Origin of the sequence: Nitrosomonas sp. JL21, from assembly GCF_009833095.1 — a bacterium.
In the GTDB taxonomy this organism is placed as follows: domain Bacteria; phylum Pseudomonadota; class Gammaproteobacteria; order Burkholderiales; family Nitrosomonadaceae; genus Nitrosomonas.
Genome location: NZ_QRCB01000007.1, coordinates 1 through 24,018 on the forward strand (window position 1 = coordinate 1; position 24,018 = coordinate 24,018).

At 42.5% G+C, this 24,018-nt stretch carries 18 protein-coding genes, 1 tRNA gene, 1 pseudogene and 1 riboswitch; of the genes and pseudogenes, 16 read left to right on the top strand and 4 right to left on the bottom strand.

The genetic code is table 11. The annotated features are described in order from the left end of the window. Positions 1 to 329 precede the first annotated feature (329 nt). Together ABF87_RS02895 and ABF87_RS02900 are read right to left on the bottom strand one after the other, a co-directional pair. Positions 330 to 419: transfer RNA gene (locus ABF87_RS02895), tRNA-Ser, on the bottom strand. A 104-nt stretch (positions 420 to 523) separates the two neighbouring features. Then, positions 524 to 1,483: a hypothetical protein gene (locus ABF87_RS02900; RefSeq protein ID WP_160827638.1), complete on the bottom strand. Its 960-nt coding sequence runs from the start codon at positions 1,481 to 1,483 to the stop codon at positions 524 to 526. Between the two features lie 704 nt (positions 1,484 to 2,187). On the opposite strand from ABF87_RS02900, the gene metK reads away from it, so the two are divergent. From metK to rng, 12 genes are all read left to right on the top strand, one after another. After that, positions 2,188 to 3,351 (top strand): methionine adenosyltransferase, encoded by a 1,164-nt coding sequence (metK, locus tag ABF87_RS02905; protein ID WP_160827639.1) that lies wholly within the window; start codon positions 2,188 to 2,190, stop codon positions 3,349 to 3,351. Between the two features lie 54 nt (positions 3,352 to 3,405). Further along, a riboswitch (S-adenosyl-L-homocysteine riboswitch) is annotated at positions 3,406 to 3,483 on the top strand. Between the two features lie 14 nt (positions 3,484 to 3,497). Further along, positions 3,498 to 4,931, top strand: coding sequence for an adenosylhomocysteinase (gene ahcY, locus ABF87_RS02910; protein ID WP_160827640.1), 1,434 nt, complete (start codon positions 3,498 to 3,500; stop codon positions 4,929 to 4,931). 261 nt (positions 4,932 to 5,192) lie between these two features. Further along, complete coding sequence (metF, locus tag ABF87_RS02915; protein ID WP_160827641.1) at positions 5,193 to 6,053, top strand: methylenetetrahydrofolate reductase [NAD(P)H]; 861 nt, start codon at positions 5,193 to 5,195, stop codon at positions 6,051 to 6,053. Positions 6,054 to 6,210: 157 nt separating this feature from the next. Next, on the top strand, positions 6,211 to 6,909 hold the full coding sequence (locus ABF87_RS02920; protein ID WP_160827642.1) for a hypothetical protein: 699 nt from the start codon (positions 6,211 to 6,213) through the stop codon (positions 6,907 to 6,909). A gap of 74 nt (positions 6,910 to 6,983) precedes the next feature. Beyond that, the gene (folD, locus tag ABF87_RS02925) at positions 6,984 to 7,865 is read left to right on the top strand and encodes a bifunctional methylenetetrahydrofolate dehydrogenase/methenyltetrahydrofolate cyclohydrolase FolD (RefSeq protein WP_160827726.1); all 882 of its coding nucleotides are present in this window, start codon (positions 6,984 to 6,986) and stop codon (positions 7,863 to 7,865) included. Positions 7,866 to 7,886: 21 nt separating this feature from the next. Then, complete coding sequence (aceE, locus tag ABF87_RS02930; RefSeq protein ID WP_160827643.1) at positions 7,887 to 10,544, top strand: pyruvate dehydrogenase (acetyl-transferring), homodimeric type; 2,658 nt, start codon at positions 7,887 to 7,889, stop codon at positions 10,542 to 10,544. Between the two features lie 20 nt (positions 10,545 to 10,564). Next, entirely contained in the window at positions 10,565 to 11,863 is a 1,299-nt protein-coding gene (gene aceF, locus ABF87_RS02935; RefSeq protein ID WP_160827644.1) for a dihydrolipoyllysine-residue acetyltransferase, read from the top strand. A 57-nt stretch (positions 11,864 to 11,920) separates the two neighbouring features. Beyond that, positions 11,921 to 12,574, top strand: coding sequence for a nicotinate-nucleotide adenylyltransferase (nadD, locus tag ABF87_RS02940; RefSeq protein ID WP_164503129.1), 654 nt, complete (start codon positions 11,921 to 11,923; stop codon positions 12,572 to 12,574). Beyond that, the gene (gene rsfS, locus ABF87_RS02945) at positions 12,571 to 12,891 is read left to right on the top strand and encodes a ribosome silencing factor (protein ID WP_160827645.1); all 321 of its coding nucleotides are present in this window, start codon (positions 12,571 to 12,573) and stop codon (positions 12,889 to 12,891) included. Before nadD ends, rsfS begins: the two co-directional genes overlap by 4 nt. A 49-nt stretch (positions 12,892 to 12,940) precedes the next feature. Next, on the top strand, positions 12,941 to 13,411 hold the full coding sequence (gene rlmH / locus ABF87_RS02950; RefSeq protein ID WP_160827646.1) for a 23S rRNA (pseudouridine(1915)-N(3))-methyltransferase RlmH: 471 nt from the start codon (positions 12,941 to 12,943) through the stop codon (positions 13,409 to 13,411). A 97-nt stretch (positions 13,412 to 13,508) separates the two neighbouring features. Continuing rightward, on the top strand, positions 13,509 to 14,129 hold the full coding sequence (locus ABF87_RS02955) for a Maf family nucleotide pyrophosphatase (protein WP_160827728.1): 621 nt from the start codon (positions 13,509 to 13,511) through the stop codon (positions 14,127 to 14,129). Positions 14,130 to 14,236: 107 nt separating this feature from the next. Further along, on the top strand, positions 14,237 to 15,691 hold the full coding sequence (gene rng, locus ABF87_RS02960) for a ribonuclease G (RefSeq protein ID WP_160827647.1): 1,455 nt from the start codon (positions 14,237 to 14,239) through the stop codon (positions 15,689 to 15,691). A 44-nt stretch (positions 15,692 to 15,735) separates the two neighbouring features. On the opposite strand, the pseudogene ABF87_RS14905 reads toward rng, so the two are convergent. Further along, positions 15,736 to 16,135, bottom strand: a pseudogene (locus ABF87_RS14905) (transposase); the annotation flags it as partial. Positions 16,136 to 16,856: 721 nt separating this feature from the next. Here ABF87_RS14905 and ABF87_RS02970 point away from each other — a divergent pair. From ABF87_RS02970 to ABF87_RS02980, 3 genes are all read left to right on the top strand, one after another. Next, positions 16,857 to 18,194 (top strand): SulP family inorganic anion transporter, encoded by a 1,338-nt coding sequence (locus ABF87_RS02970; RefSeq protein ID WP_160827649.1) that lies wholly within the window; start codon positions 16,857 to 16,859, stop codon positions 18,192 to 18,194. Positions 18,195 to 18,450: 256 nt separating this feature from the next. Continuing rightward, positions 18,451 to 18,855, top strand: coding sequence for a universal stress protein (locus tag ABF87_RS02975; RefSeq protein ID WP_160827650.1), 405 nt, complete (start codon positions 18,451 to 18,453; stop codon positions 18,853 to 18,855). Between the two features lie 70 nt (positions 18,856 to 18,925). After that, the gene (locus ABF87_RS02980; RefSeq protein WP_160827651.1) at positions 18,926 to 19,159 is read left to right on the top strand and encodes a C4-dicarboxylate ABC transporter; all 234 of its coding nucleotides are present in this window, start codon (positions 18,926 to 18,928) and stop codon (positions 19,157 to 19,159) included. Between the two features lie 1,001 nt (positions 19,160 to 20,160). Here the strand turns inward: ABF87_RS02980 and ABF87_RS15225 are convergent. Next, a complete protein-coding gene (locus ABF87_RS15225; RefSeq protein WP_160827652.1) occupies positions 20,161 to 21,897 on the bottom strand; it encodes a PAS domain-containing methyl-accepting chemotaxis protein in 1,737 nt (578 codons plus the stop codon). A 645-nt stretch (positions 21,898 to 22,542) separates the two neighbouring features. On the opposite strand from ABF87_RS15225, the gene ABF87_RS02990 reads away from it, so the two are divergent. Further along, entirely contained in the window at positions 22,543 to 24,015 is a 1,473-nt protein-coding gene (locus ABF87_RS02990; protein ID WP_160827653.1) for an ATP-binding protein, read from the top strand. Positions 24,016 to 24,018: the final 3 nt, after the last annotated feature.

Sequence of the window (24,018 nt, forward strand, 5' to 3'; positions counted from 1 at the left end):
GCTTTATTTTTGGAATCAATAAACACTGACTACTGCTGTGAAAGAAACTTTTTTTGTATTCGAAATTACTCTATGCCATTTACAGCATAAAATAGCAATTGTCATGGAAGCTCAACATAATTAGTAGCTTAATTTACATTCCAGAATCGTTAGCCGTACTAGAGGAATTACAGATCACGTGCACCGTATTTAAGGAGATACGTTGATAAACAAGTATAGGTCGATCTGCTGCTACTCAGAAAACTAGAAACTAAATCAGATTTTTTGATGGGACTAATGATGGGAAATTATAAGTAATACAGCCGAGAATTCCGTGAATACTGGATCTGTGGCGGAGGCGGTGAGATTCGAACTCACGGTAGAGTCACCCCTACGGCAGTTTTCAAGACTGCTGCCTTAAACCGCTCGGCCACACCTCCAGCTTCAAGGCTCGAATCATACCTTCTAGTGGGTAATTTGGCTAGGGGTATTGTTTTGTTAAATTATCTATCGGAAGAGTGCACGAGTAGTGAGTCATGCGACGTTATCGCTTTCCATACACATATTGCAGTCCAATGCTGGCGCCATTTGCGTTATATCCTCCTGTACGCTGTCCGCCTCGTTCGGCATCGGTATCAAGATCGGTATGATAAATAGAAGCATTGAGCTGAAGACCCAAGTACGGAGAATAGATTAAGCGCAGTGCTGCATTGCGGAAAGTATTATGTCTTCCCACAGGTATTACGCTGTCGGTTACTACAGAAAATCGATTAAAATTACGGGTTTCATATGAAAATTCTCCTTCGAATCTTACCTTTTCAGTAATATTCCAATAAGGGACTAAATTTACACCCGTATTGATACCGAAGTTGGCAGTCAGATTATTCATTGAATTAGTGAGTCGCCAACCACTTACGGCGAGTCCCAGTTTTTCGGTAGGTTGCCAATAATAAGTACCGCGTGCATTAAACCCACTGAAATCCCGCTGTTTGAAGCTGGCATTACTGCGATCTACCCATCCTCCTGTTAACAGAACACGAGATTTTTCTGTTAGGTGCCAATTGATTTTGCCCATGGCTTCTATCTGAGTAAAGTCATTGCTGCCAGAAATGTTAGGATTGGCAGGATTAATCTCTGAAAGAGGAAGTGAAAAATCACCTAAAATTGCGCGAAAGAATACTCCCACGGTATTTTTATTAGCAGTGATATAATCGATGCCGCCTTCAAAGCGATTTTCTGTGCGTTCCAGGAAGCGAAATCTGTTAAATCCCGTCAGCGCATTATTTGACTTTGTGTCCAGGCTATAGTGAGTATATTCACCGTGCAGACTCCAACTCGGATGAAAACGCCATGCGCCATTGAAAAATTGAGTTTGCTCAGTGCGTATTACTTGAGTTCCCGGAATGAATATTAAAGGTAATAATGATTGCACATAACTGGCACCCATATTACCTTCAAGGTAATTTCCCAAGACCCAATTCCAATTTCCATTGGTGCTGATCAAATTGGTATTCATGAAGCTGAATCGCTCGAATTTAGTATACGTATAATTGAAGTCGGCGGTGAATCGTTGCCGGCTGATGGTCTTATCAAATTGGATGCCACCGGTTATACGATTTGTCAGATCGGCAATTTTACCTTGGCGTATCAGAGCGACGAGCTGGGGATTATCCGGAAAGGCTTCCTCTGGCCTATTAAGAAATAATGTGCGCAATCGCAAAATATTATCGTCGGCTGTGAGCGCATAATTAAAGTAGGGTTGGAGCATGGGTTGCACTGGTTTGCTTTGTGCAGCAGCGAAACTAGATATGCCCAACAGTATTGGTAACAAAATTCCTGATGCTAAGACATAGCAATGAGGTCGGTATTTTGAAACGAAAATTACGTTATGAATAAAATCGATGCTTATCAATTGTAACATCCATGAATTGACATTTGATTTAACCAAGAGGACCAGAATTTTTTCAAATCTATCTGGATATTGTTAGTATTTATATTTCGACAGAAACTTCCTTTTTTTTATAACATATTCTCATAAAATTTTTTTGAACAATACCTTTCTCGAGGAAAAAGTTTGTATTTAGGAGAAATGCGTAAGTTTTGTCGTATTTTTATTAATCGAACGGAAAAAATCGGGATAGTTTTTATGAATCCGGTATAATTGCCGGTTTTGCCATAAATTTAATTACTTACTTCTTATATTTTCTTATGAGTGAATATCTTTTTACGTCGGAATCGGTTTCCGAGGGGCATCCTGATAAAGTTGCTGATCAGATTTCAGATGCTGTTTTAGATGCAATTCTGCGTCAAGACGCCAATGCGCGGGTAGCTTGTGAAACGTTATGCAGTACTGGTTTGATTGTACTATCAGGAGAGATAACCACGCATGCATCAGTCGATTATAATATCATTGCACGCGAGACTGTTAAGAATATTGGCTATACCAGTTCAAATATCGGCTTTGATTCGACGACTTGCGCGGTACTTACAGCATTCAATAAACAATCACCTGATATCGCCCAAGGCGTTAATCGCTCTAAAGAAGAAGAAATGGAGCAGGGAGCAGGTGATCAGGGTTTAATGTTCGGTTACGCCTGCGATGAGACGCCGCAATTGATGCCTATGCCTATTTTTTATGCGCATCGCTTGGTCGAGCGTCAAGCCGAATTAAGAAAAAAAGGACGATTAGCCTGGCTTCGCCCTGATGCCAAATCTCAAGTTTCAGTACGATATCAGGATGGCAAGCCCAGACAGATCGAAACTGTAGTTATCTCCACTCAGCATGACCCGGATATTACACATCAAGCGTTGACTGAAGCAGTCATCGAAGAGATCATCAAACCCGTGCTGCCTGCTGAATTAATTAGCAAAAGCATTAATTACCTGGTCAATCCAACCGGCCGCTTTGTAGTAGGAGGACCGATGGGAGATTGCGGTCTGACGGGACGCAAAATTATTGTGGATAGCTATGGCGGGTCTGCGCATCATGGTGGCGGCGCTTTTTCCGGCAAAGATCCTTCTAAGGTTGATCGTTCCGCCACCTATGCCGGTCGTTATGTAGCAAAGAATATCGTTGCTGCCGGAATTGCTCAGAAATGCGAAGTGCAGGTGGCGTACGCCATCGGTGTTGCACGACCTGTTTCACTGATGGTCAATACCTTTGGTACCGGTAAAATTGCCGACGAAAAAATTGTGCAATTAATTGAAAAGCACTTTGATCTGCGTCCGCGCGGTATTATTCATGCGCTTGATTTGTTGCGTCCAATTTATGCCAAAACTGCGGCGTATGGACATTTCGGACGCGAGCTCCCCGAATTTACCTGGGAAGCGACCGATAAGGCAGCACAATTACGGGCTGATGCGGGTATCTGATCTACTGGGATTTAATCGATCAATCGATCCAAATACGTTAACCACCCTTTCCGAGGTGTTGAGGAGCGCTGCAACGGCATTTGTCGTGAGGCTCAACACTGGCGGCTATTGTTCCAACGGCGCTCGTTCATACTGAGGAGAAAACTATGAACGCTGTGCTCACACCGACTGGCGAGTCTTTCGTTGATTATAAGGTTGCCGATATTTCATTGGCAGAATGGGGTCGCAAGGAAATTGCAATCGCTGAAACGGAAATGCCGGGTTTGATGGCATTACGTAAAGAGTATGCGCATCAGAAACCGCTAGCAGGAGCTCGTATCGCAGGTTCTCTGCACATGACCATCCAGACAGCCGTGCTCATTGAGACATTAGTGGCGTTGGGTGCTGAAGTGCGCTGGGCCTCCTGCAATATTTTTTCCACGCAGGATCATGCGGCGGCAGCCATTGCAGCCAATAATATTCCAGTGTTTGCGTACAAAGGTGAAACCTTGACGGATTACTGGGATTACGCTCACCGCATCTTTGAGTGGACGGTTGCAGGCCAGTCGAGCGGTGCCAATATGATTTTGGATGATGGCGGTGATGCGACTCTATTACTCATTCTAGGTGCCAAAGCCGAGAAGGATCCATCGGTGATCGCCCGTCCGAATAACGAAGAAGAGACCGCGTTATTTGCTTCGATTGCTGCGAAATTAGCTATTCATCCGGATTGGTACTCGAAAAACCTCGCCAGAATACAAGGCGTCACGGAAGAGACGACCACCGGGGTTCATCGTTTATATGAAATGCATAAAAATGGCGAGCTTCCATTCCCCGCATTCAACGTCAACGATTCTGTTACCAAATCGAAGTTCGATAATCTGTATGGTTGTCGTGAATCATTGGTGGATGGCATCAAGCGTGCGACTGATGTAATGATTGCCGGTAAAATCGCCGTTGTCTGCGGTTATGGTGATGTCGGTAAAGGTTGTGCGCAATCGTTGCGGGGATTGGGCGCAACGGTGTGGATTACTGAAATTGATCCCATTTGTGCGTTGCAGGCTGCGATGGAAGGCTATCGGGTGGTAACGATGGATGATGCGTGCCAGCTTGCGGATATTTTTGTCACTGCCACTGGCAACGTGCGCGTAATTACGCATGACCACATGTTGAACATGAAGGATCAAGCCATTGTGTGCAATATTGGTCATTTTGATTCGGAAATCGATATCGCATCAGTCCAGAAGTACTCTTGGGAAAACATTAAGCCGCAGGTCGATCATGTCATTTTTCCTACAGGACGTCGAATCATCGTACTTGCACAAGGTAGACTGGTAAATCTCGGATGCGCTACTGGCCATCCCTCGTTTGTCATGTCAAGTTCGTTTACCAATCAAGTGCTAGCGCAGATGGAGTTATGGCAGAATGGCGCAAACTATCAGAAAAACGTTTATGTATTGCCTAAGCATTTGGATGAGAAGGTGGCCCGGCTGCATGTGGGGAAACTGGGTGTGAAACTGACCGAATTGACCGATGAGCAAGCGACTTACCTGGGACTCAATAAGAATGGGCCCTTCAAACCGGAGCTGTATCGATATTAATCTTGGGATAAGCTGGTTAATTCGGCGAACGAGATGAGGCGATAGGCGATAGTAAATGCAGCAATCAAGACTTCACATAATAAGTGAAGGAGTGGGTGCCGCAACGTAGCGATTTGCTCGTCAAGTCCATTAATCAGCGTTTTCCTAGGTTATGGAGAACTGTTGGGTTTCATCTTGATAGTTCTCCTGTTGTCCTCTGTAACGCTATGAGGATTTCTGAAATCTTCATGATGACTGATCATTCTGGAATGATGGATAACAATGGAATCACAAAAGAAATTTTCTCCTGCATTCAGCTTTGAACTTTTCCCCCCCCAGACTCCTCAAGGCATAGAAAAATTAAAACTAACCCGTCAACAGTTGGCGCAGTTTAATCCCAAATTTTTTTCGGTGACGTTTGGTGCTGGTGGGTCAACGCGTGAGCGCACGCTGGAGACTGTTTTGGAAATTCAAGCAGAAGGGCACATCGTAGCGCCGCACTTGTCTTGTATAGGCTCAACCCAACAAAATATTCTTGAGATTCTGGAAAAATATTACCAGGCAGGTATTCGACACATTGTTGCATTGCGGGGTGATTTACCCTCGGGCATGGCCCAGGCGGGTGAGTTTCGCTACGCCAGCGAGCTGGTTGCCTTTATTCGGCAAGAATATGGAAATGCTTTTCATATCGAAGTGGCTGCATACCCTGAATATCATCCCCAAGCACGGTCCGCACAAACGGATTTTGAGAATTTCAAGCATAAAATCGACATGGGCGCCAGTTCTGCAATCACCCAGTATTTTTATAATGCCGATGCCTATTTTAATTTTGTCGAATCCTGCGAATCGGCGGGTCTGAATATCCCAATTGTGCCTGGAATCATGCCGATCAATAAATTCTCACAACTGGTGAGATTTTCGGATACCTGTGGGGCAGAAATTCCACGCTGGATTCGCAGGAAGCTTGAAGGATATAGCGATGATGCGGCATCGATTCAAGCATTCGGATTAGATGTAGTGACCCAGCTTTGTGAGCGTTTGCTGCAAGCCGGTGCGCCAGGATTACATTTTTATACGTTAAATTCAGCGAATCTGACTTCAATGATATGGCAGCGCCTCGATCTTAAAAGTAATCCAAATTAATTTCACATTCTGGCGCAGCATGAGTGCATTCTGTACAAACCTGTGCTGGCGTGCATTGCGGATAGTGGAAGTCAGCACGTTCTTTATTCTGATTCTTCTAGCCGGTATATAATGCGCATCATTATTCTGATTGGAACAATATGCATAGGGTTTGAAAATGAAAGACACTCAAACAGATTCAAATACATCACTGGCAGATGCTTCTAGTTCGTCATTAGCTTCTGCCGACATGTCAACCATGGACGCGTGTATCGAGCATGCCAAGGAAATCAAAGCCACGCAGCTTGGGCTGATTAAAAGTAAACAGTATGATTTTGCCCCTGAATTCAGGGATATGACTGTTCAGCTTTATTTGCTGGGGGTTATGTGGAAATTTGCTGAAACTTTGGGAAATGGTCGGGAAGCACGGGAATTGGCATTCACTGCAATGAAAACCATGTTCGAGCAGGAAGGGCTGCGTCCAAAAAGTGCGGCAAAGCGTGTTGAGTTCCTGCGTAAAATGTCCAAGCTCGAGGATAACCACGATGCGCTGGCCGTCATTGTCGGGTATCAATCGGTACCGGGCGATAACAGCTTGGCAGAAGTATTCGACCATTATGTGGATGATATGCAGGTCTCGGGGGCGTTCTGGCGGTTGTATGATCGAGGCAGAAAGATCATGCTCTACGGCGGGTTGCTGGTGGCTTTTGTGGTCATATGGTTCATTACGTTATTCATGCCGGGTAACAGCGTGATTGCTACGCTTGCGGCGGGATTGATCGCGGCGGCGCTGTATGTGATACCGGTATTTTTGATTGGTATTTTCATGTATCGTTCGAGGATCAAAAAAAGTAAAGCGGGTAATCAGCCTGAATGAGGCGATTGCATCGATTCAATGCGGTCGGAACGGAAGTTCGGGATAATTCATCAAAATCGGTTGCTAGCGGAAAAATGAGCGCTCAAATCATCGATGGCAGACAAATAGCCGCATCAGTTCGTGCTGAATGGAAATTACGCGCGGAAAAATTGATTCAATCAGGAGGCGTCACGCCAGGTTTGGCCGTCATTATTGTGGGCGATAACCCGGCTTCAAGCATTTATGTCCGAAATAAGGTCAAAGCGTGTAGCGAGATCGGTATTTTTTCTGAAGTGCATAGTTTTTCACAGGATACGCAACAACAGGACGTGCTGGATTGCATTCATGCACTGAACCAGAATCCACATATCCATGGCATTCTGGTTCAATTGCCTTTGCCTCCCCAGTTCGAAAATAATCGCGTCATTACTGCCATTGCTGTAGAAAAAGATGTGGATGGTTTCCATCTCTATAACATCGGTGCACTCGTCACTGGCAACGCTCAATTTTTACCATGTACGCCATATGGTGTCATAGTGATGTTGGAAAGACATCATATCTCGATTGAAGGACAGCACGCCGTCGTAGTGGGCCGCAGCAATATTGTCGGCAAGCCGATGGCGCTGATGTTATTGGAACGAGGCGCCACAGTCACTGTCTGTACTTCCAAGACGCGCGATTTATCTCAATTTACCAAGCAAGCAGATATTTTGGTGGTGGCGACAGGTAAGCCGCGTTTGATTACCGGAGATATGGTAAAAGCGGGAGCAGTGGTGATTGATGTCGGTATCAACCGATTGCCTGACGGAACATTGTGCGGTGATGTCGATTATGAATCGGTTAAATCAGTGGCGGACTATCTCACTCCTGTTCCCGGCGGTGTAGGGCCCATGACGATTACCATGCTGCTTTGTAACACTATTCTGGCTGCGGAACGTGCTCATGCAGGTATCAATTACAAGTACAAGCAAGTTTAATTTCTAACGGATGCGCTTAAAATGGAATTACAACCTGATATCGATCCCCAAGAAACGCAGGAATGGCTGGATGCGTTAGATTCAGTAATTATGAGTGCCGGCGGAGAACGCGCTCATTTTTTATTGGAGAAATTGATCGAAAAAGCGCGACGATCCGGGGCTTATCTTCCCTACAGTGCTACCACAGCCTATATCAACACCATTCCCACCGGTAAGGAAGAACGTTCGCCTGGAAATAATGCCATCGAACACCGCATTCGTTCCTATGTGCGTTGGAATGCGATGGCGATGGTATTGCGCGCCAACCGCAATACCAACGTAGGCGGGCATATCGCCAGCTTTGCGTCAGCCGCGACGTTATATGACATGGGCTACAACCATTTCTGGCATGCACCGAGCGACACTCATGGTGGAGATTTGGTGTATGTGCAGGGCCATTCGTCACCGGGTGTGTATGCCTATGCCTTTTTATCGAAAGAGTTAAGTCAGGAACAACTGGATAATTTCCGTCAAGAAGCCGGCGGAAATGGCTTGTCATCGTATCCCCATCCTTGGTTGATGCCTACGTTCTGGCAATTTCCGACAGTGTCAATGGGTCTTGGGCCGCTGATGGCCATTTATCAAGCGCGGTTCATGAAATATTTGGGCAGTCGTGGCTTGGTCAATACCAACGGCCGTAAAATCTGGGCATTCATGGGCGATGGAGAAATGGATGAGCCCGAATCGCTGGGTGCAATTTCTTTGGCTTCACGGGAGAATCTCGACAATTTGATTTTTGTGGTCAATTGCAATCTTCAGCGTCTGGATGGCCCAGTGCGAGGAAATGGAAAAATCATCCAGGAACTCGAGGGTGCATTTCGTGGTGCGGGCTGGAATGTGATCAAGGTGATCTGGGGATCATATTGGGATCCTTTATTAGCCAAGGATACCAAAGGATTATTACAGAAGCGCATGATGGAATGCGTGGATGGCGAATATCAGAACTTTAAGGCCAGGGATGGCGCGTATGTGCGTGAGCATTTCTTCGGCAAGTATCCGGAGTTATTGGAAATGGTTGCCAATATGTCGGATGACGATATCTGGCGATTGAACCGTGGCGGCCATGATCCTTACAAAGTATATGCCGCCTATGCTGCTGCGGTGAAACATACCGGCCAGCCTACGGTAATTCTGGCCAAGACTATTAAAGGCTATGGCATGGGCGAAGCCGGTGAAGCACAAAATATCACCCATCAACAAAAAAAGATGGGGACGACCTCTTTAAAAGCATTCCGCAATCGCTTTGGTTTGGATATTCCCGATGACAAAATTGATGAAATACCGTATTTGACATTTGATGAGAATTCTCCAGAGTTCATCTATATGCAAGAACGGCGCAAACCATTGGGTGGTGCATTTCATCGCCGCAAAACCAGTGCCCAGGCACTGAAAACGCCTCCGCTGGGGGCTTTCGAATCGGTGCTGAAAGCAAGCGGGGAAGGACGGGAATCGTCAACGACCATGGCATTTGTGCGTATTCTGAATATTTTGATAAAGGATAAACAGATCGGTAAGCATGTCGTTCCGATCGTTGCCGACGAATCGCGTACGTTCGGAATGGAAGGGATGTTCCGGCAATTGGGCATCTGGTCATCGGTTGGTCAATTGTATACCCCCCAGGATGCCGACCAACTGATGTATTACAAGGAAGATAAGCACGGGCAAATTTTACAGGAAGGCATCAATGAAGCGGGGGCAATGTCATCATGGATCGCTGCGGCGACAGCATACAGTACGCATGGTATTCAAATGATCCCGTTTTTTATTTTTTATTCCATGTTCGGTTTTCAACGCGTCGGCGATTTAGCCTGGGCTGCGGGAGATATGCGCTGCCGAGGCTTCTTATTGGGAGGCACGGCTGGACGAACGACATTAAATGGTGAAGGCTTGCAACATGAAGATGGGCATAGCCATATCGTTGCATCAACGATTCCCAATTGCGTGTCGTATGACCCAGCTTTCGCATACGAACTGGCAGTCATCATCCAGGATGGATTGCGCCGCATGTATCAGGAGCAAGAAGATATTTATTACTATATTACGGTAATGAATGAAAATTACTCCCATCCTGAAATGCCTGCCGGTGTTGAGAAGGATATATTGAAGGGGATGTATTTATTCAAGGCAGGTGAGAAGGGAAGTGAAGCGCGGGTTCAATTGCTGGGTGCGGGTACTATCTTGCGCGAAGTGATCGCTGCGGCTGAGCTCTTGAAAAAAGACTTTGATGTGACTGCCGATATCTGGAGTGTCACCAGTTTTAATGAATTGAGGCGTGAAGCCCTTGCTGTGACACGTTGGAATCTGCTTCATCCTGATCAACCGGTAAAAACCTCGCATGTGGAGAATTGTTTCAAGGACCGGCAAGGGCCTGTAGTTGCAGCCACAGATTATATGAAACTCTATGCCGATCAGATTCGGGAATTTATTCCGGGGAAATATCGAGTGCTGGGAACCGATGGATTTGGCCGTTCAGATACGCGCGAGAGATTGCGCCATTTCTTTGAAGTTGATCGGTTTTATATCACCATTGCGGCACTCAAGATTTTGGCGGAAGAAGGTATTATTTCGACTCAACAGGTTGTACAGGCAATTGAAAAATACGGCATTGATGTAGAAAAACCCAATCCGGCAATAAGCTGAGATCTTTTTGAGGAATAGGTGTGGCAGAACTAAAAAAAGTACTCATTCCTGATATTGGTGATTTTAAGGACGTTCCCGTCATTGAAGTGCTGGTGAAAACTGGTGATGTGGTTAGCGCCGAGGATTCGTTGATTACGCTGGAATCCGACAAGGCCACCATCGAAATTCCGTCTCCGTTTTCAGGCTCCATCAAAGAATTGTTTGTTCAAGTGGGTGATAAAGTTGCCGAAGGTTCGGTGGTGGCTACGATCGAGGTTCCTGAACAACGTTCGATTGAGAAAGACCGGCCTACTCCTAGCGACAGCATTTCAGAAATTCCAGTGAAACAATCGGAAACTTCTGTGCGGCAACCGGCTGTGAACTCGGAATTTGGCAAACCGAAGGAGACAACGCCAGCAACTCAGACGACCTCGCTGGCTCATGCAAGCCCTTCGATTCGGCGTTTTGCGCGGGAGCTTGGCGTCAATCTCAATGCCATCACCGGCAGCGGTCCGAAACACCGTATTTTGAAGGAAGATATCCAAGCGTATGTCAAAAATGAATTGTCAAAAAGCCGCGGCAATGGCAACGGATCAGCGTTTGATGTACTACCGTGGCCGCAAGTTAATTTTGCTAAATTCGGCCCCATCGAGCTAAAGCCATTAAGCCGCATCAAGCAAATTTCCGGGGCGAATTTGCATCGAAATTGGGTCATGATTCCCCATGTCACCCAGTTTGATGAAGCGGATATCACCGATCTGGAAGCGTTGCGAAAAGAATTCAATGAAAAGGAAAAGAAAGTGAAACTAACACTGTTGGCCTTTTTAATGAAAGCATTGGTTGCGTCGCTGAAGAAGTTTCCGGAGTTTAATGCGTCAATGGATAATGCTGTGGATGGTGAAATTAATTTGATCATTAAACACTATCATCACATCGGATTCGCGGTGAATACGGTGAATGGACTGGTTGTGCCGGTCATCAAGGATCTTGATCAAAAGGGAATCATCACCATTGCAGAAGAATTGGTTCAGCTTTCAGCACTGGCACGCGAAGGAAAGCTGAAACCGGTCGATATGCAGGGCGCCAGTTTTACCATTTCCAGCTTGGGTGGAATCGGTGGCACAGCATTCACACCGATCATTAATGCGCCTGAAGTAGCTATTCTAGGAGTTTCTAAAGCAAGCATTAAGCCCGTATATCATGGCGATCAGTTTGTCCCTCGTTTGATGCTTCCTTTATCGCTTTCCTATGATCATCGAGTAATCGACGGCGCAGCAGCAGCGCAATTTACGACGCACCTGTCCGAAGTATTGACCGATATGCGCTTGGCATTGTTGTGATTCAGGGCATGGATTGAAATATCGCACAGAAGGCTTGGCACCATTAAAATATATTCATTGATCGGTATTTATGGCGGTACATTTGATCCCATTCATTACGGCCATTTACGTATTGCAGAAGAATTAGCGGAATTGATTGACTTGTCTCGCGTCATCTTTGTTCCGTCTGGGACTCCTCGATTGCGTGCTGCTCCGGTTGCCTCAAGAAATCACAGGTCGTATATGGTCAGCTTGGCTATTTACGGTAACGGAAAATTTTTATTGGATGAGCGTGAAATTCATCGTAACGGAATCAGTACCACGGTTGAATCTTTGCGTGAATACCGTAATGAAATTGGAGATAGCTCCGCGCTTTGTTTTTTATTGGGAATAGACGCCTTTATCAAGATCAATCAATGGTATAACTGGCAGTCATTATTCGATTTATGCCATATTATTATCGTTCCGCGTCCAGGGTATTCTTTTATTGATGATGATCATTACTTACATGATGACATCAAAAAAGAACTGATATCGCGCAATGTCAAGAATCCACGGGATTTGACACTTCAAGCGAATGGTTTTGTCTATTGCGCACATACTTCGCTGCTTGAGATATCAGCTTCGTATATCCGATCATTGATTCGGGATGGAAAGAGCATTCGCTACTTATTGCCAGATAATGTGTCTAATTTTATTAAAGAAAATGGCTTATATATTGAGAAAAAATGAATTCAGAAGAGCTTGTGAGAACAGTTGTTGATGCACTTGAAGATATTAAAGCTTATGATATTGATGTCATTGAGGTTTCTAAAATAACATCATTATTTGAATATATTATCATTGCAAGCGCAGATTCTACCCGGCAAACCAAATCACTAGCCAATAATGTCCAGGAAAAAGTAAAAGCAGCAGGAGGACATATTTTCAGCGTGGAAGGCGAGAGATCGGGAGAATGGTTATTGGTCGATCTTGGCGATGCCATTGTGCATATCATGCTGCCCGCCGCTCGTGAATACTATAATTTGAAAGCGCTGTGGTCTAGGTGAATACTGATTCGGTGCAGCGATTTGATACGCTGGAAGATGTTTTTGTCCTATGAAATTCTTTATACTCGCAGTCGGTAACAAAATGCCGGATTGGATCAAGGTGGGTTATCTTGAATATATTAAACGCTTGCCTCGCGAAATATCGGTTCATTTGTTAGAAATAAAACCTGAAAAAAGAATTTCCGGTAAGCAAACTGAGCAGTTATTAAGTGCTGAAAGTCAACGAATACGCGCGGTACTGCCATTGCATTGCCGCATCATAGTACTTGATGAGCATGGCGAGCAATATCCTACCATCAAGTTTGCGGATGAAATCAAGCGGTGGACGATAGAAGGTAACGACCTGGTATTCATCATTGGCGGTGCAGATGGATTACACGCTGAGATTAAACGGATGGCTAGCGACAGAATTGCATTATCGAAGATGACTTTGCCACATGGTTTGGTCCGAGTACTCCTCGCTGAGCAATTATATCGTGCTGTTTCTATTCTCAATGGCCATCCTTACCATCGCGCGTAAATAGTTTTCATAGTTCTACGCTATTATCATTCCATTGATGAGATAATGCCGGGACGCAAGTAATCAAGTCAATTAAAATTTTAAGCCTTGTCTCATGATACTTTCCGATAACCAAATATATCTTGCTTCAAGAAGTCCGCGACGACGTGAATTGCTCAGACAAATTGGCGTGAGATTTAATCTTTTACTGATGAGGGAAACATTGGGTCGTCCGATCGATATCGATGAACAACCCTTCGTGGGAGAAACGCCGACTGATTATATTTATCGAGTCGTTCAATTCAAAGCGAATGAAGGCTGGAAACGAATTCTGCAACGTAAATTTCCAGTTCTGCCTGTGCTGGTTGCCGATACCATAGTAGCATTGGATGGATGTATTCTAGGAAAGCCAAAGGATATTCTACAAGCAGAAGAAATGCTGAGAACGTTATCGGGACGATCGCATCAGGTGATGACAGCAATCGGTGTAGGCATCAAAGATAAGGTACAAATACGCTTGTCGACATCAACCGTACGGTTTCGTGAGATCAGTGAACGTGAAATTCGAAAGTATCTCGGACAGAATACTATGCTGGACAAAGCAGGTGCATATGCCATCCAAGGGATGGCAGCCGCGTTCATTGTCGAGATATCAGGAAGTTACAGTGGAATTGTGGGGTTGCCACTGTATGAAACTGCGCAGTTGCTGGAAGAAGCTGGAATAGAGCTTTTTCCGTGAGTATTCGCTTATCGACATTCAGCGGATAGTTTTTCGATTACTGCGTGATATGAGTAAAAATGTAATCAAGTATTAAAAAAATTCAAAGAATAGTTTGCATTAACCCCATGAATAACGAAATTCTTGTCAATATCACCCCTCAAGAAACTCGAGTTGCGATACTTGAACAGGGTGTTACTCAAGAGCTTCATATCGAACGAACAAGTGGCCGGGGTATCGTTGGGAATATTTATAACGGTCGCGTCAGTCGGGTTTTACCTGGTATGCAATCGGCTTTCGTGGATATTGGGCTTGATCGAGCTGCATTTCTGCATGTGGCTGACATTTGGAGCTCGGAACAGGACAGTGAGGCCAGTAAACCGATTGAGAAATTGTTGTATGAAGGTAATAGTATATTGGTACAGGTTATCAAAGATGCGATTGGTACCAAAGGAGCGCGACTATCTACTCAAATCAGTTTGGCGGGGCGTTTTCTGGTTTATTTGCCCCAAGAATCACATATTGGTATTTCTCAGCGAATTGAAAATGATAGCGAACGCGAATTATTGCGGGACAAATTACAGCAACTATTGCCATCGGAGGAAGAAGGAGGCTACATCATTCGGACGATGGCTGAAACAGCGGATGAGGATGATCTGCGTGCAGACCTTGAGTATCTGCATCGACTTTGGCACGATATTCAACATAAATCCCAAACCATCGCAACGCCCATGCTGCTTTACCAAGATCTAGATTTGAGCCATCGCATGCTGAGAGATTTTGTCAATGAAGACACGGCACGCATTTTTGTAGATTCACGCGAGAATTATCAGCGGCTGATAAAATTTGCGCAAAGCTATATGTCGTATATTGTTGAGCGACTTACTCTGTATACCGGAGATCGTCCATTATTCGATTTGTACGGTGTTGAAGAAGAAATTGGGAGGTCTTTGGCGAAGCGGGTTAACTTGAAGTCCGGTGGATATCTGATTATTGATCAGACAGAAGCATTGACCACAATGGATGTGAATACGGGTGGGTTTATTGGTGTGCGCAATTTCGACGACACTATTTTTAAGACCAATCTTGAAGCAGCTCAGGTTATTGCACGCCAGCTTCGTTTACGCAACCTCGGTGGGATCATTATCATCGATTTCATTGATATGGATTCAGAAGAGCACAGGGCTGCAGTATTAACTGAACTTAATAAAGCGCTACTTAAAGATCGCACTCGAATTACTGTGAATGGATTTAGTGCGCTTGGGTTGGTTGAAATGACACGTAAGCGTACGCGTGAAAGCCTTGCGCATATTTTGTGTGAACCCTGTCCGACGTGTCAGGGGCGAGGAGAGATTCGCACAGCACAGACGATTTGCTACGAAATATTACGTGAGCTTTTACGAGAATCGAGACAGTTTGAGGCGAATGAATTTCGGATTCTTGCGTCGCAACAGGTGATTGATTTATTCCTTGATGAAGAATCCCAAAGTTTGGCGCAATTAGGTGATTTCATAGCTAAACCCATCCGTTTGCAAGTTGAAGAATCCTACACCCAAGAGCAATATGACGTTGTTCTCATGTAATATTTTCTGGGAAAGCAGACTAAACGCCTCGAATGGCGTGTGAAATCAGTGCATCGGATATAATCATAATAGACACTACGACTCACACCCATGAGTTGGCATATCAAGCCAACCGTAGGTCTTCTTCTTTTGGGTGATGAACGAATACTTCACTTCGTTTCTTTCGCTTCAATCTCCGTCGCTTCCTTTGTATTTCCCTCTCCAGCTCAAGCTGCTTGATTTGCGCCTTCAATTGCCGGATTTTTTCCTGCTCAGGCGTCAGCTTTTTATTTCCCCGAACGCTCGATCCACATCGTCCCTCTGGTATTTCCTGATCCACCTCCTCAGCATATCGGTTGTGATCTCAAGATTTCGAGATACTTCTGCCGTCGTGTAACCCTGATCTAATACCAGGCAGATCGCATTTAATTTGAATTCTTTTGTATATCGCTTCCTCGCTATCATTTCTTCCTCCAGGTACGCTATTTTCTCTTAACTGGAGTGTCCAGCTTCATTAAATCACGTCATATCCTATGATCTTTTTAGCCTTTTCTAATGGTTTTTCTTATTTTTTTTAAGGATTATTTTTATTTTGGAGATCAACTCAGTATGAGTTGATAAATGTAATTTTTATATTTAGAGCAAGTTCATTTGACATTTTTAAGATGATGCTCTGCAAAAATGCAAATTAAGAAGAGAAGTTTGTTTCGTTTTTTTTATCTTTTTATCACTTCACTTACTTGAGGGTTTTCTATTAATTATTTTAAGGAATTTGATAAGCGTCTAAGGGTTTTACTTATTATGGATAAGTAATTCACCAGATTCGTATAATGGTTTTGCTTATTTTGAACAATGGTTTTACTTAGTAATGCTAATTAATTTACCTGCTAATGTTAATAGTTTTACTTATTTAATAATAATGGTTTGCCTAATATACAAGGTAATTCTTCCGAGCTACGATTAGTCCAAGCTTATTTAATGAAGGTTTTCTATCTTGTGGGCAAAAATAGGAAATGCTTGATGATCTGTAAGGTAATTGTATTGATAAAAAATAAACAGATTTTCAAATGGTTGCCTCTTATGAATACAGAAAGTTCTTCACATAGCTAGTTGACTACAAGAAGCTGATTTATATTGAGGTTTTTTTGTAGTTTATCACTAAAAGTTTACGAGAGAGAGGTAATTTATGGCAACAAGATCAGATGACGACTCGATAGTCTCACAGCAAAAAAGCGTAGAGATTGTTAAAAAAGAAGGGTCAGCTGCTTTCCAATCGCAATATTTTTTTCGTGATACTGCTGCAGGACTTATAACTGGAGCAATGGCTATTCCATTAACGATTGGTATCGCAATTATGTCGAATTATCCGATCAAGGTTGGGTTGGCTACGGTAGCTTTTGCTTCCTTAATCGGATGGATAAATGCTTGGTTCAAACCAGGTAATTTTATTGGTTCTCCAGGTATTGCTGCAGGCTTGGCGCCAGTACTGGCGATGGGGGTAGCTGCTTTCGGTGTTCAGAACATGGCATTTTGTATTTGTATGACTGCTGTTATGCAAGCCATTATTTGGAAATTCAATTGGCAGCGATATTTGCTAGTTGCAGTCCCGGTATACCTGGTTGAAGGACTGTTGGCAGGTGTCGGTTTAAAGATTCTACTCAAGTTCTCAGAGTTTACATATGAAATACCTGCAGAATTAGTGACAGAAGATTTTTGGAATGAGGCGCGTATCCAGATGGCTGCAATATCGGCAGGCGGTCTCGCTTTATTTTTGCTCCTGTTCTCTAAGTTTAAAGACACGCAGCCGGCGATTCCTTACTTCGCAATCATTATTGGCGGTGTGGTCTTGGCGCAATTTGTCTCTGTACCGATGATTTCTGTAGAAGACATTCCTCTTGAATTGAGATTACCGCTTCCGAGTGAAGATACGACAATACTGATGCTGGCTTACATGATATTTTTCTGCGCAATGCTGGCAATTGTGGATGTGATTGAACAGGTTATGAGTAATGCGGCAATCGAGAAAATTGATCCATTGAAACGTAAAACTAATAGTAATAACAGTTTGTTTGCAATCTGGATTGCTAATTTAGGTTCTAGTTTCTTTGGTGGCATGACTAATTTAGATGGTTTGGCTAAAAGCACGACAAATAAATTAGCGGGTGCTATGACCAAATTTTCAGTATTGATTATTGGCTCAGTAGTTTGCTTCTTCACTTTTAACACACATTATTTAGATTACCTTCCCAAATTTGCATTAGCGGCGATTATGTTGTTTACCGGTTATAAGATGATTGCTGGTCTTGTACATGTTACACATTATGGTCCTTACGCATTAATGCTGGCTTTTTTGACGGCTGGTTTGGTTTACAAAGTGGGAATTTTTGAAGGATTGTTAATTGCAATGGCAGTGCATGGTGTTATTCATTACTTGGTGTATACCAAACATGAAAATATGCCAGGTAGATCAGTTATTAAACGGTATTTTGATAATCTGAAAAAAGATAACAGTAATTTGCAGTAAAAGATGTCGGTTTAAGCTTAACGTTTTAAACACATTCAAGATTAAACAGGTAATTGATTATAGGAGAATTCATCATGTATAAAAAAATATTAGTTTCTGTGATTAAACAATATTTTGTGTATTTGAAAAAAGAACAAAGCGGTAATTTAAGAGAAAAATTACCATCTCATAATTTGTCTTAAATCAATTAGTGCTCAGTAATTGAAAAGTAGCTTTTTAGAAATAAGCAGAAACAACTCAATAAGAGATTATTTGAATGTATAAAAAAGTGATGGTTGCTGTCGATGGCAGCGAAATAGCAAAGCGAGCTTTATCCGAAGCAATAAATATAGCAAATACCTACAACGCAGCTCTTTGTATCGTTCATTGTATCGGCGATGAAAATGAAAGTGACAAGGAAAAAGGTAACGAAATATTAGAGCGAGCCAAATCAGATACTAACACTTTGACTGTCGAGACCCGTTTGCTTGTCGCTGAAGCGGAGTATGGTTTGAATGGTATTGCTGAAGCTATTGCTGCTGCTGTTTATGATTGGAAAGTTGATCTATTAGTAGTAGGAACTTCGAACCGTCGCGGATTGGAACGTTTTTATGTAGGATCAGTTGCTGAGCAATTAGTTACGAAAGTTGATTCATCCATATTGTTAGTAAGACCTGAATAAGGATGAAAATAGATTTATTTCGTTAGATGTAATTATTTTTTAATATTTTTTCCTTAATACGGAGACTATCATGACAACAAAGCAAGTATTTATTATTTCTGCTACTGCAATTGGTATTACATTGATCGGTCTGCTATCGATGTTTGAATTAACCCATTATCTTATGAACTGGCTCATTACAGATGGTAAGTTAGGATTATCTCTTTTTGTGCTTTATTTGCTGAGCGCCGTAAAATTTGAAGCTCCAAGAACCAGCATTTATAGAACCTACTATTTAAGCGCATATAGACCAAGTACAAATTAATATATGTAATTTGGCTATTTAATCGCTTCGGGCTTAATTCATTGCAGATTGAAGATCGAAGTTAACACCCCGCTGCTTGCGGCGGGGTACTTTATTAGGTTGATACCGTTGAATAAATAAGCTTATGAATTAAATATTAATTATTTACAATTCCCTATTCCATATTGTAAATGAACCGCTTAACCCAAGCATTTTATTTCTTTAAGTAAATGTCACAATGTTCCTAGAGAGCATGGGCGTGTTGAATTGGGTTTTTATCTCTCCAGAGAAAAAGCAGTGTTTGTATTTTGCTCTCTCGTTCTTCTTTAATTATTTACAACACTAATTGTTGTAGATGAACCGCTTAACTCAAGCATTCTTATCGTTAATCTTAAGAATAAGAATGTCACAACGATCCAGGAGGTCGAGGGCGTGTTGAATTGGGTTTAATTACCGCTTCGGGTTTAATTCCTCGCCCCTTGGGGCGAAATCTGGTTGGAAACCAGCAGATTGAAGAGCGAAGTATCCTGCTGTTTGCAGCGGGGCGCTTTATTTAGTTTCATCTTGGAATCAAGTGATTTAGGCACCATTCAATCTCTTTAAAGTCTTGACCAACCGGCAACCTTGATACCTTATGTGTATGTTGAAAAGCTTGTTTATGCCAAGGCTGACTTATATAGAAAAAGTTTGGGCATGTGCTTAAAGTAGTCCAGATAATTTTGTACGCCCAATATTTCTTTTCTAGCATACCTGTATCTTCTTAGGAGCCAATAAATATCAAGTAATTGTTTAATAATTTGCTTAATATTTTGGACTATTGCGGTTATTGGAGCTTGAATCGACACTTTCTATAACCCCCGCGATAACGGGCGCACCTTGTCCGTGGAACTGTTTGGCTTCAGCGAATAATCCTTCTATCGTCCATTCCATTATGTCACATTGATCTTTACCGATGATCGAAAGTGAAGCTCCTGTTTTATTATTAACTCAGTTCTTCAACAGGCCGTCTGAATTACTACACATTAAAAATTTTCCAAGTATCGGTTTTTGCTGTTGACAACGATTTTTTCCCGTTGTGGTAGTTTGCTATGAGTAGTGCTTGAAAGATGTTTGGAGCTGATTGGGTGTTGCTTGCTACGCGTGAGCTGTACCGCTGCAGAAGATTGATTCGAACTATGCTGCATCACATTGAAGATAGATACTGCGCCTAACAATTCACTGGCTTGCTGCTCAAGAGATGCAGCCGCTGCCGCTGCTTCTTCTACTAAGGCTGCATTTTGTTGGGTAACATCGTCCATTTGAGCGATGGCCTGATGCATCTGTTCGATACCCATGCTTTGTTCTTGAGATGCTGCCGTGATATCAGACATTATTTCAGTCACATGCTTAATGGAATTCACGATCTCATCCATGGTCTTACCGGTCTCATCCACTAAAGTGGCGCCTTTTTCAACTTTCTGCACGGAATCATCGATCAATATCTTGATTTCTTTGGCCGCAGTTGCGCTGCGTTGTGCAAGATTACGAACTTCGGTCGCTACTACCGCAAAACCTCTTCCTTGCTCACCAGCACGAGCTGCCTCAACCGCTGCATTCAGAGCTAGGATATTGGTTTGAAAAGCAATCCCATCGATTACATTGATGATATCGGCAATCTTGCTTGAGCTTTCGGTAATCGAAGACATTGTGGTGACAACTTCTCTCATCATATTACCGCCTCGCGATGTGATATCGCTTGTAGTCTGGGCGAGTTGATTAGCGTTGATCGAATTATCAGTATTTTGCCGGACAGTGGAAGTGAGTTCCTCCATACTCGAAGCAGTCTCTTCAAGTGAAGAAGCCTGTTCTTCCGTGCGCTGAGATAAATCGAGATTACCTGATGCGATTTCTCCGGAAGCAAGGCGTACCGAAGCAGCATTTCTTTGTATATCAAGCACGGTAGTTCTCAGATTGATGCTCATTTGATTAATGGATTTGAATAATAGCCCAAATTCATCGTTACGATTGACTTCAATTTTGCAAGTAAGATCACCTGAAGATAAGGTGTTAGCTTGATTAACAGCCTGTTTCAAAGGAGATAAGATGTTTTTCATCAGACTATAGGTAAAATACAGCATCATCGCCATTCCGGCTAAAGTCATTCCAATAATGCTATTGCTGAGCAACGACGACGGTTGTGTTAATGAAAGATTCCACCAACTGAGACCGCCAATAGCCGCTAACAAAAATGTCGGGATCATCATGCATAAGCCGATGCGCTTACCGATCGTTAAAGCTAACGACGATTTCATTTTGCCGATGAAATCGGTACGTACAACCTGACCTTTTTCGATCTTTAAATTACGTGCATTTCCTTCTAAAAATTTCAGATAAATTGGACTGACCCGTTCGATAATTTCTCGAGATGGTTTGATGCGAACGGATAAATAGCCTGTTGTTTTTCCATTTTCTACTAAAGGTGTGGCATTCGCATTGACCCAATAAAAATCGCCATTTTTTCGGCGATTTTTGACCAACCCTGTCCATGGCGACCCTTGCTTAAGCGTGTTCCAGAAATCTTCGAACGCTTCCGGAGGCATATCCGGATGGCGGACTAGGTTATGCGCTTTTCCTATCAGTTCTTCTTCCGAATACCCGCTCACTTCTATGAAAGCTTGATTCACATACGTGATTCTGCCTTTGGTATCGGTAGTGGATAATAATAATTTCTCTTCATCAAGAAGATATTCGATGTTAGTAACCGGTAGATTGACTCGCATATTCTTTCCTCTCGAAAACTCATTGGATGTTGTGATTTTAGTTAACGGAGTCGGCGGCAATATATTGTGTCGGCAACTTCTTATTTTCTGTTAAATTATGAAGTATTTTTTAGTAAGAAACATCCTACATGAAATGTGTTGGTATATAAATTTAGAAAATCAATATTAATATTAATAAACAATGAATTATATTAATAATTCTGTATCTCATCAGCTCATATTTCAGAATAACGATGTGATGAGGTATTGATAATGTATTTAATTTTCTGAGCCTTATAAAAGCGTGAATTTTAAACCTTTAAGAATTTGATCCCTTTAATCTTTAAAGTATTTCATTATTTTTTTATGTGCAGTTTTATTTATTATAATCATGATGTTGATTTGAATCGGTCAGAAATAACTGATCTTGATTAACTCAGTAAAGAAGAGAATAGTCAGAAAATTCCTATATCCTTTGATTTTCTACCTAGTTACTATTGATGTCTTGTGTAAACTACACAATGCAATGATTACAATAATCGCTTTATCAATGATTTAAAATAAGAAACAGAATCCGTAGAGCGGGATCTGTGGAACAGTTGATGAATATTGTTGCAGCACTACAGTTAATTTCGAACGAATGACTGAATAAGAATATTGTCAGCTATGAAGACTATCGAGGATGATCATAAATTAAATAAATTCATTTACTTATATGAAATTTCTCGTGCAATAACGTTAAATCAGACCCTCGACGAATTAGGGGCTTATATTGTTAAGAATCTGAGTTTAGCCTGGAATCAGAGCAATAGTCTTTTTCCATTTCTTGAGATCCACGATACCTGTTTTAAATCTGACCGATTCACACAGGCTTTAGTACATAAATTTTCGGCTCCCATTTTTATGAATGGGAAAAAATGCGGGCAACTATGTTTTTTTTATGAAAATATTGACGAGATTGACTGGTCCGAGGAGGAGGATTTCCCATTATTACGGAATCTAGCTAATGATCTTGGTCTCTGGTTGGAACATAAGAATCAGATCAGTCAACAAGTTGAAAAGCTGCGAGAGCTTCAGATCATTGAAAGTGCTATCAATCGTCATGCCAGTTTGGCGATAACGGATAATCAAGGAAAAATTAATTATATTAATCAACAGTTCTGCATTACATCCCAATACTCAGAAAATGAACTGATTGGCCAAGATCATCGTATCATCAACTCCGGCTTTCATACCTCTGAATTCATGGGTAATGTATGGAATACCTTGGCAAAAGGTCATGTTTGGAAAGGAGAACTCAAGAACAGAACCAAAGATGGCACATTTTTCTGGATCGATGCAACGATAGTTCCTATAATTCCCGTTCAACATGAAACTCCTCTGCATTACATTTCAATATGGACAGATGTGACGGCCTATAAGCAACTCGAAGAAAAAATGGAGATGCAGATGAAGGAACTGGCTCGTTCTAATGATGAACTTGAGCAATTCGCCTATGTGGTTACACATGATTTGCAAGAACCGCTCCGGGCGATTAATAGTTTTGTCCAGTTGTTGAAAAAATACTGCAATGAAAAATTGGACGATCGCGCCAATGAATTGATTTCTCATGCAGTAGCAGGTACTCATCGTATGCAACTGCTGATTGATGACTTGTTGACATACGCTCAAGTGAATGCACATCAAGCGTTGGAGTCAGTTGATTGCGAAAAATTATTACGTAATGTATTGACAGACCTATCAGTGATCATAGGGGAATGCAAAGCGATCATTACCTACGATAAGCTTCCTGTAGTGAAAGGCATTCCGTTTCAGTTTATTCAACTGTTCACCAACTTAATCAATAATGCTCTTAAATTTCAACGAGAGCTGCCACCCAAGATACATATCGGTGTCGAACAAAATTTAAATGAATGGATTTTTTCAGTGTCGGATAATGGAATTGGCATAGAAGAGCAATATCTTGAACGAATCTTCCGGGTTTTTCAGCGATTACATAGTCGTAGGGAATATGTGGGAACTGGCATTGGTCTGGCTATCTGCAAGAAAGTCGTAGAACGTCATGGTGGCAAAATATGGATTAAGTCAAAGCCAAGCGTAGGTTCTACGATTTATTTCACGATTCCTAAATCCAATTGATTC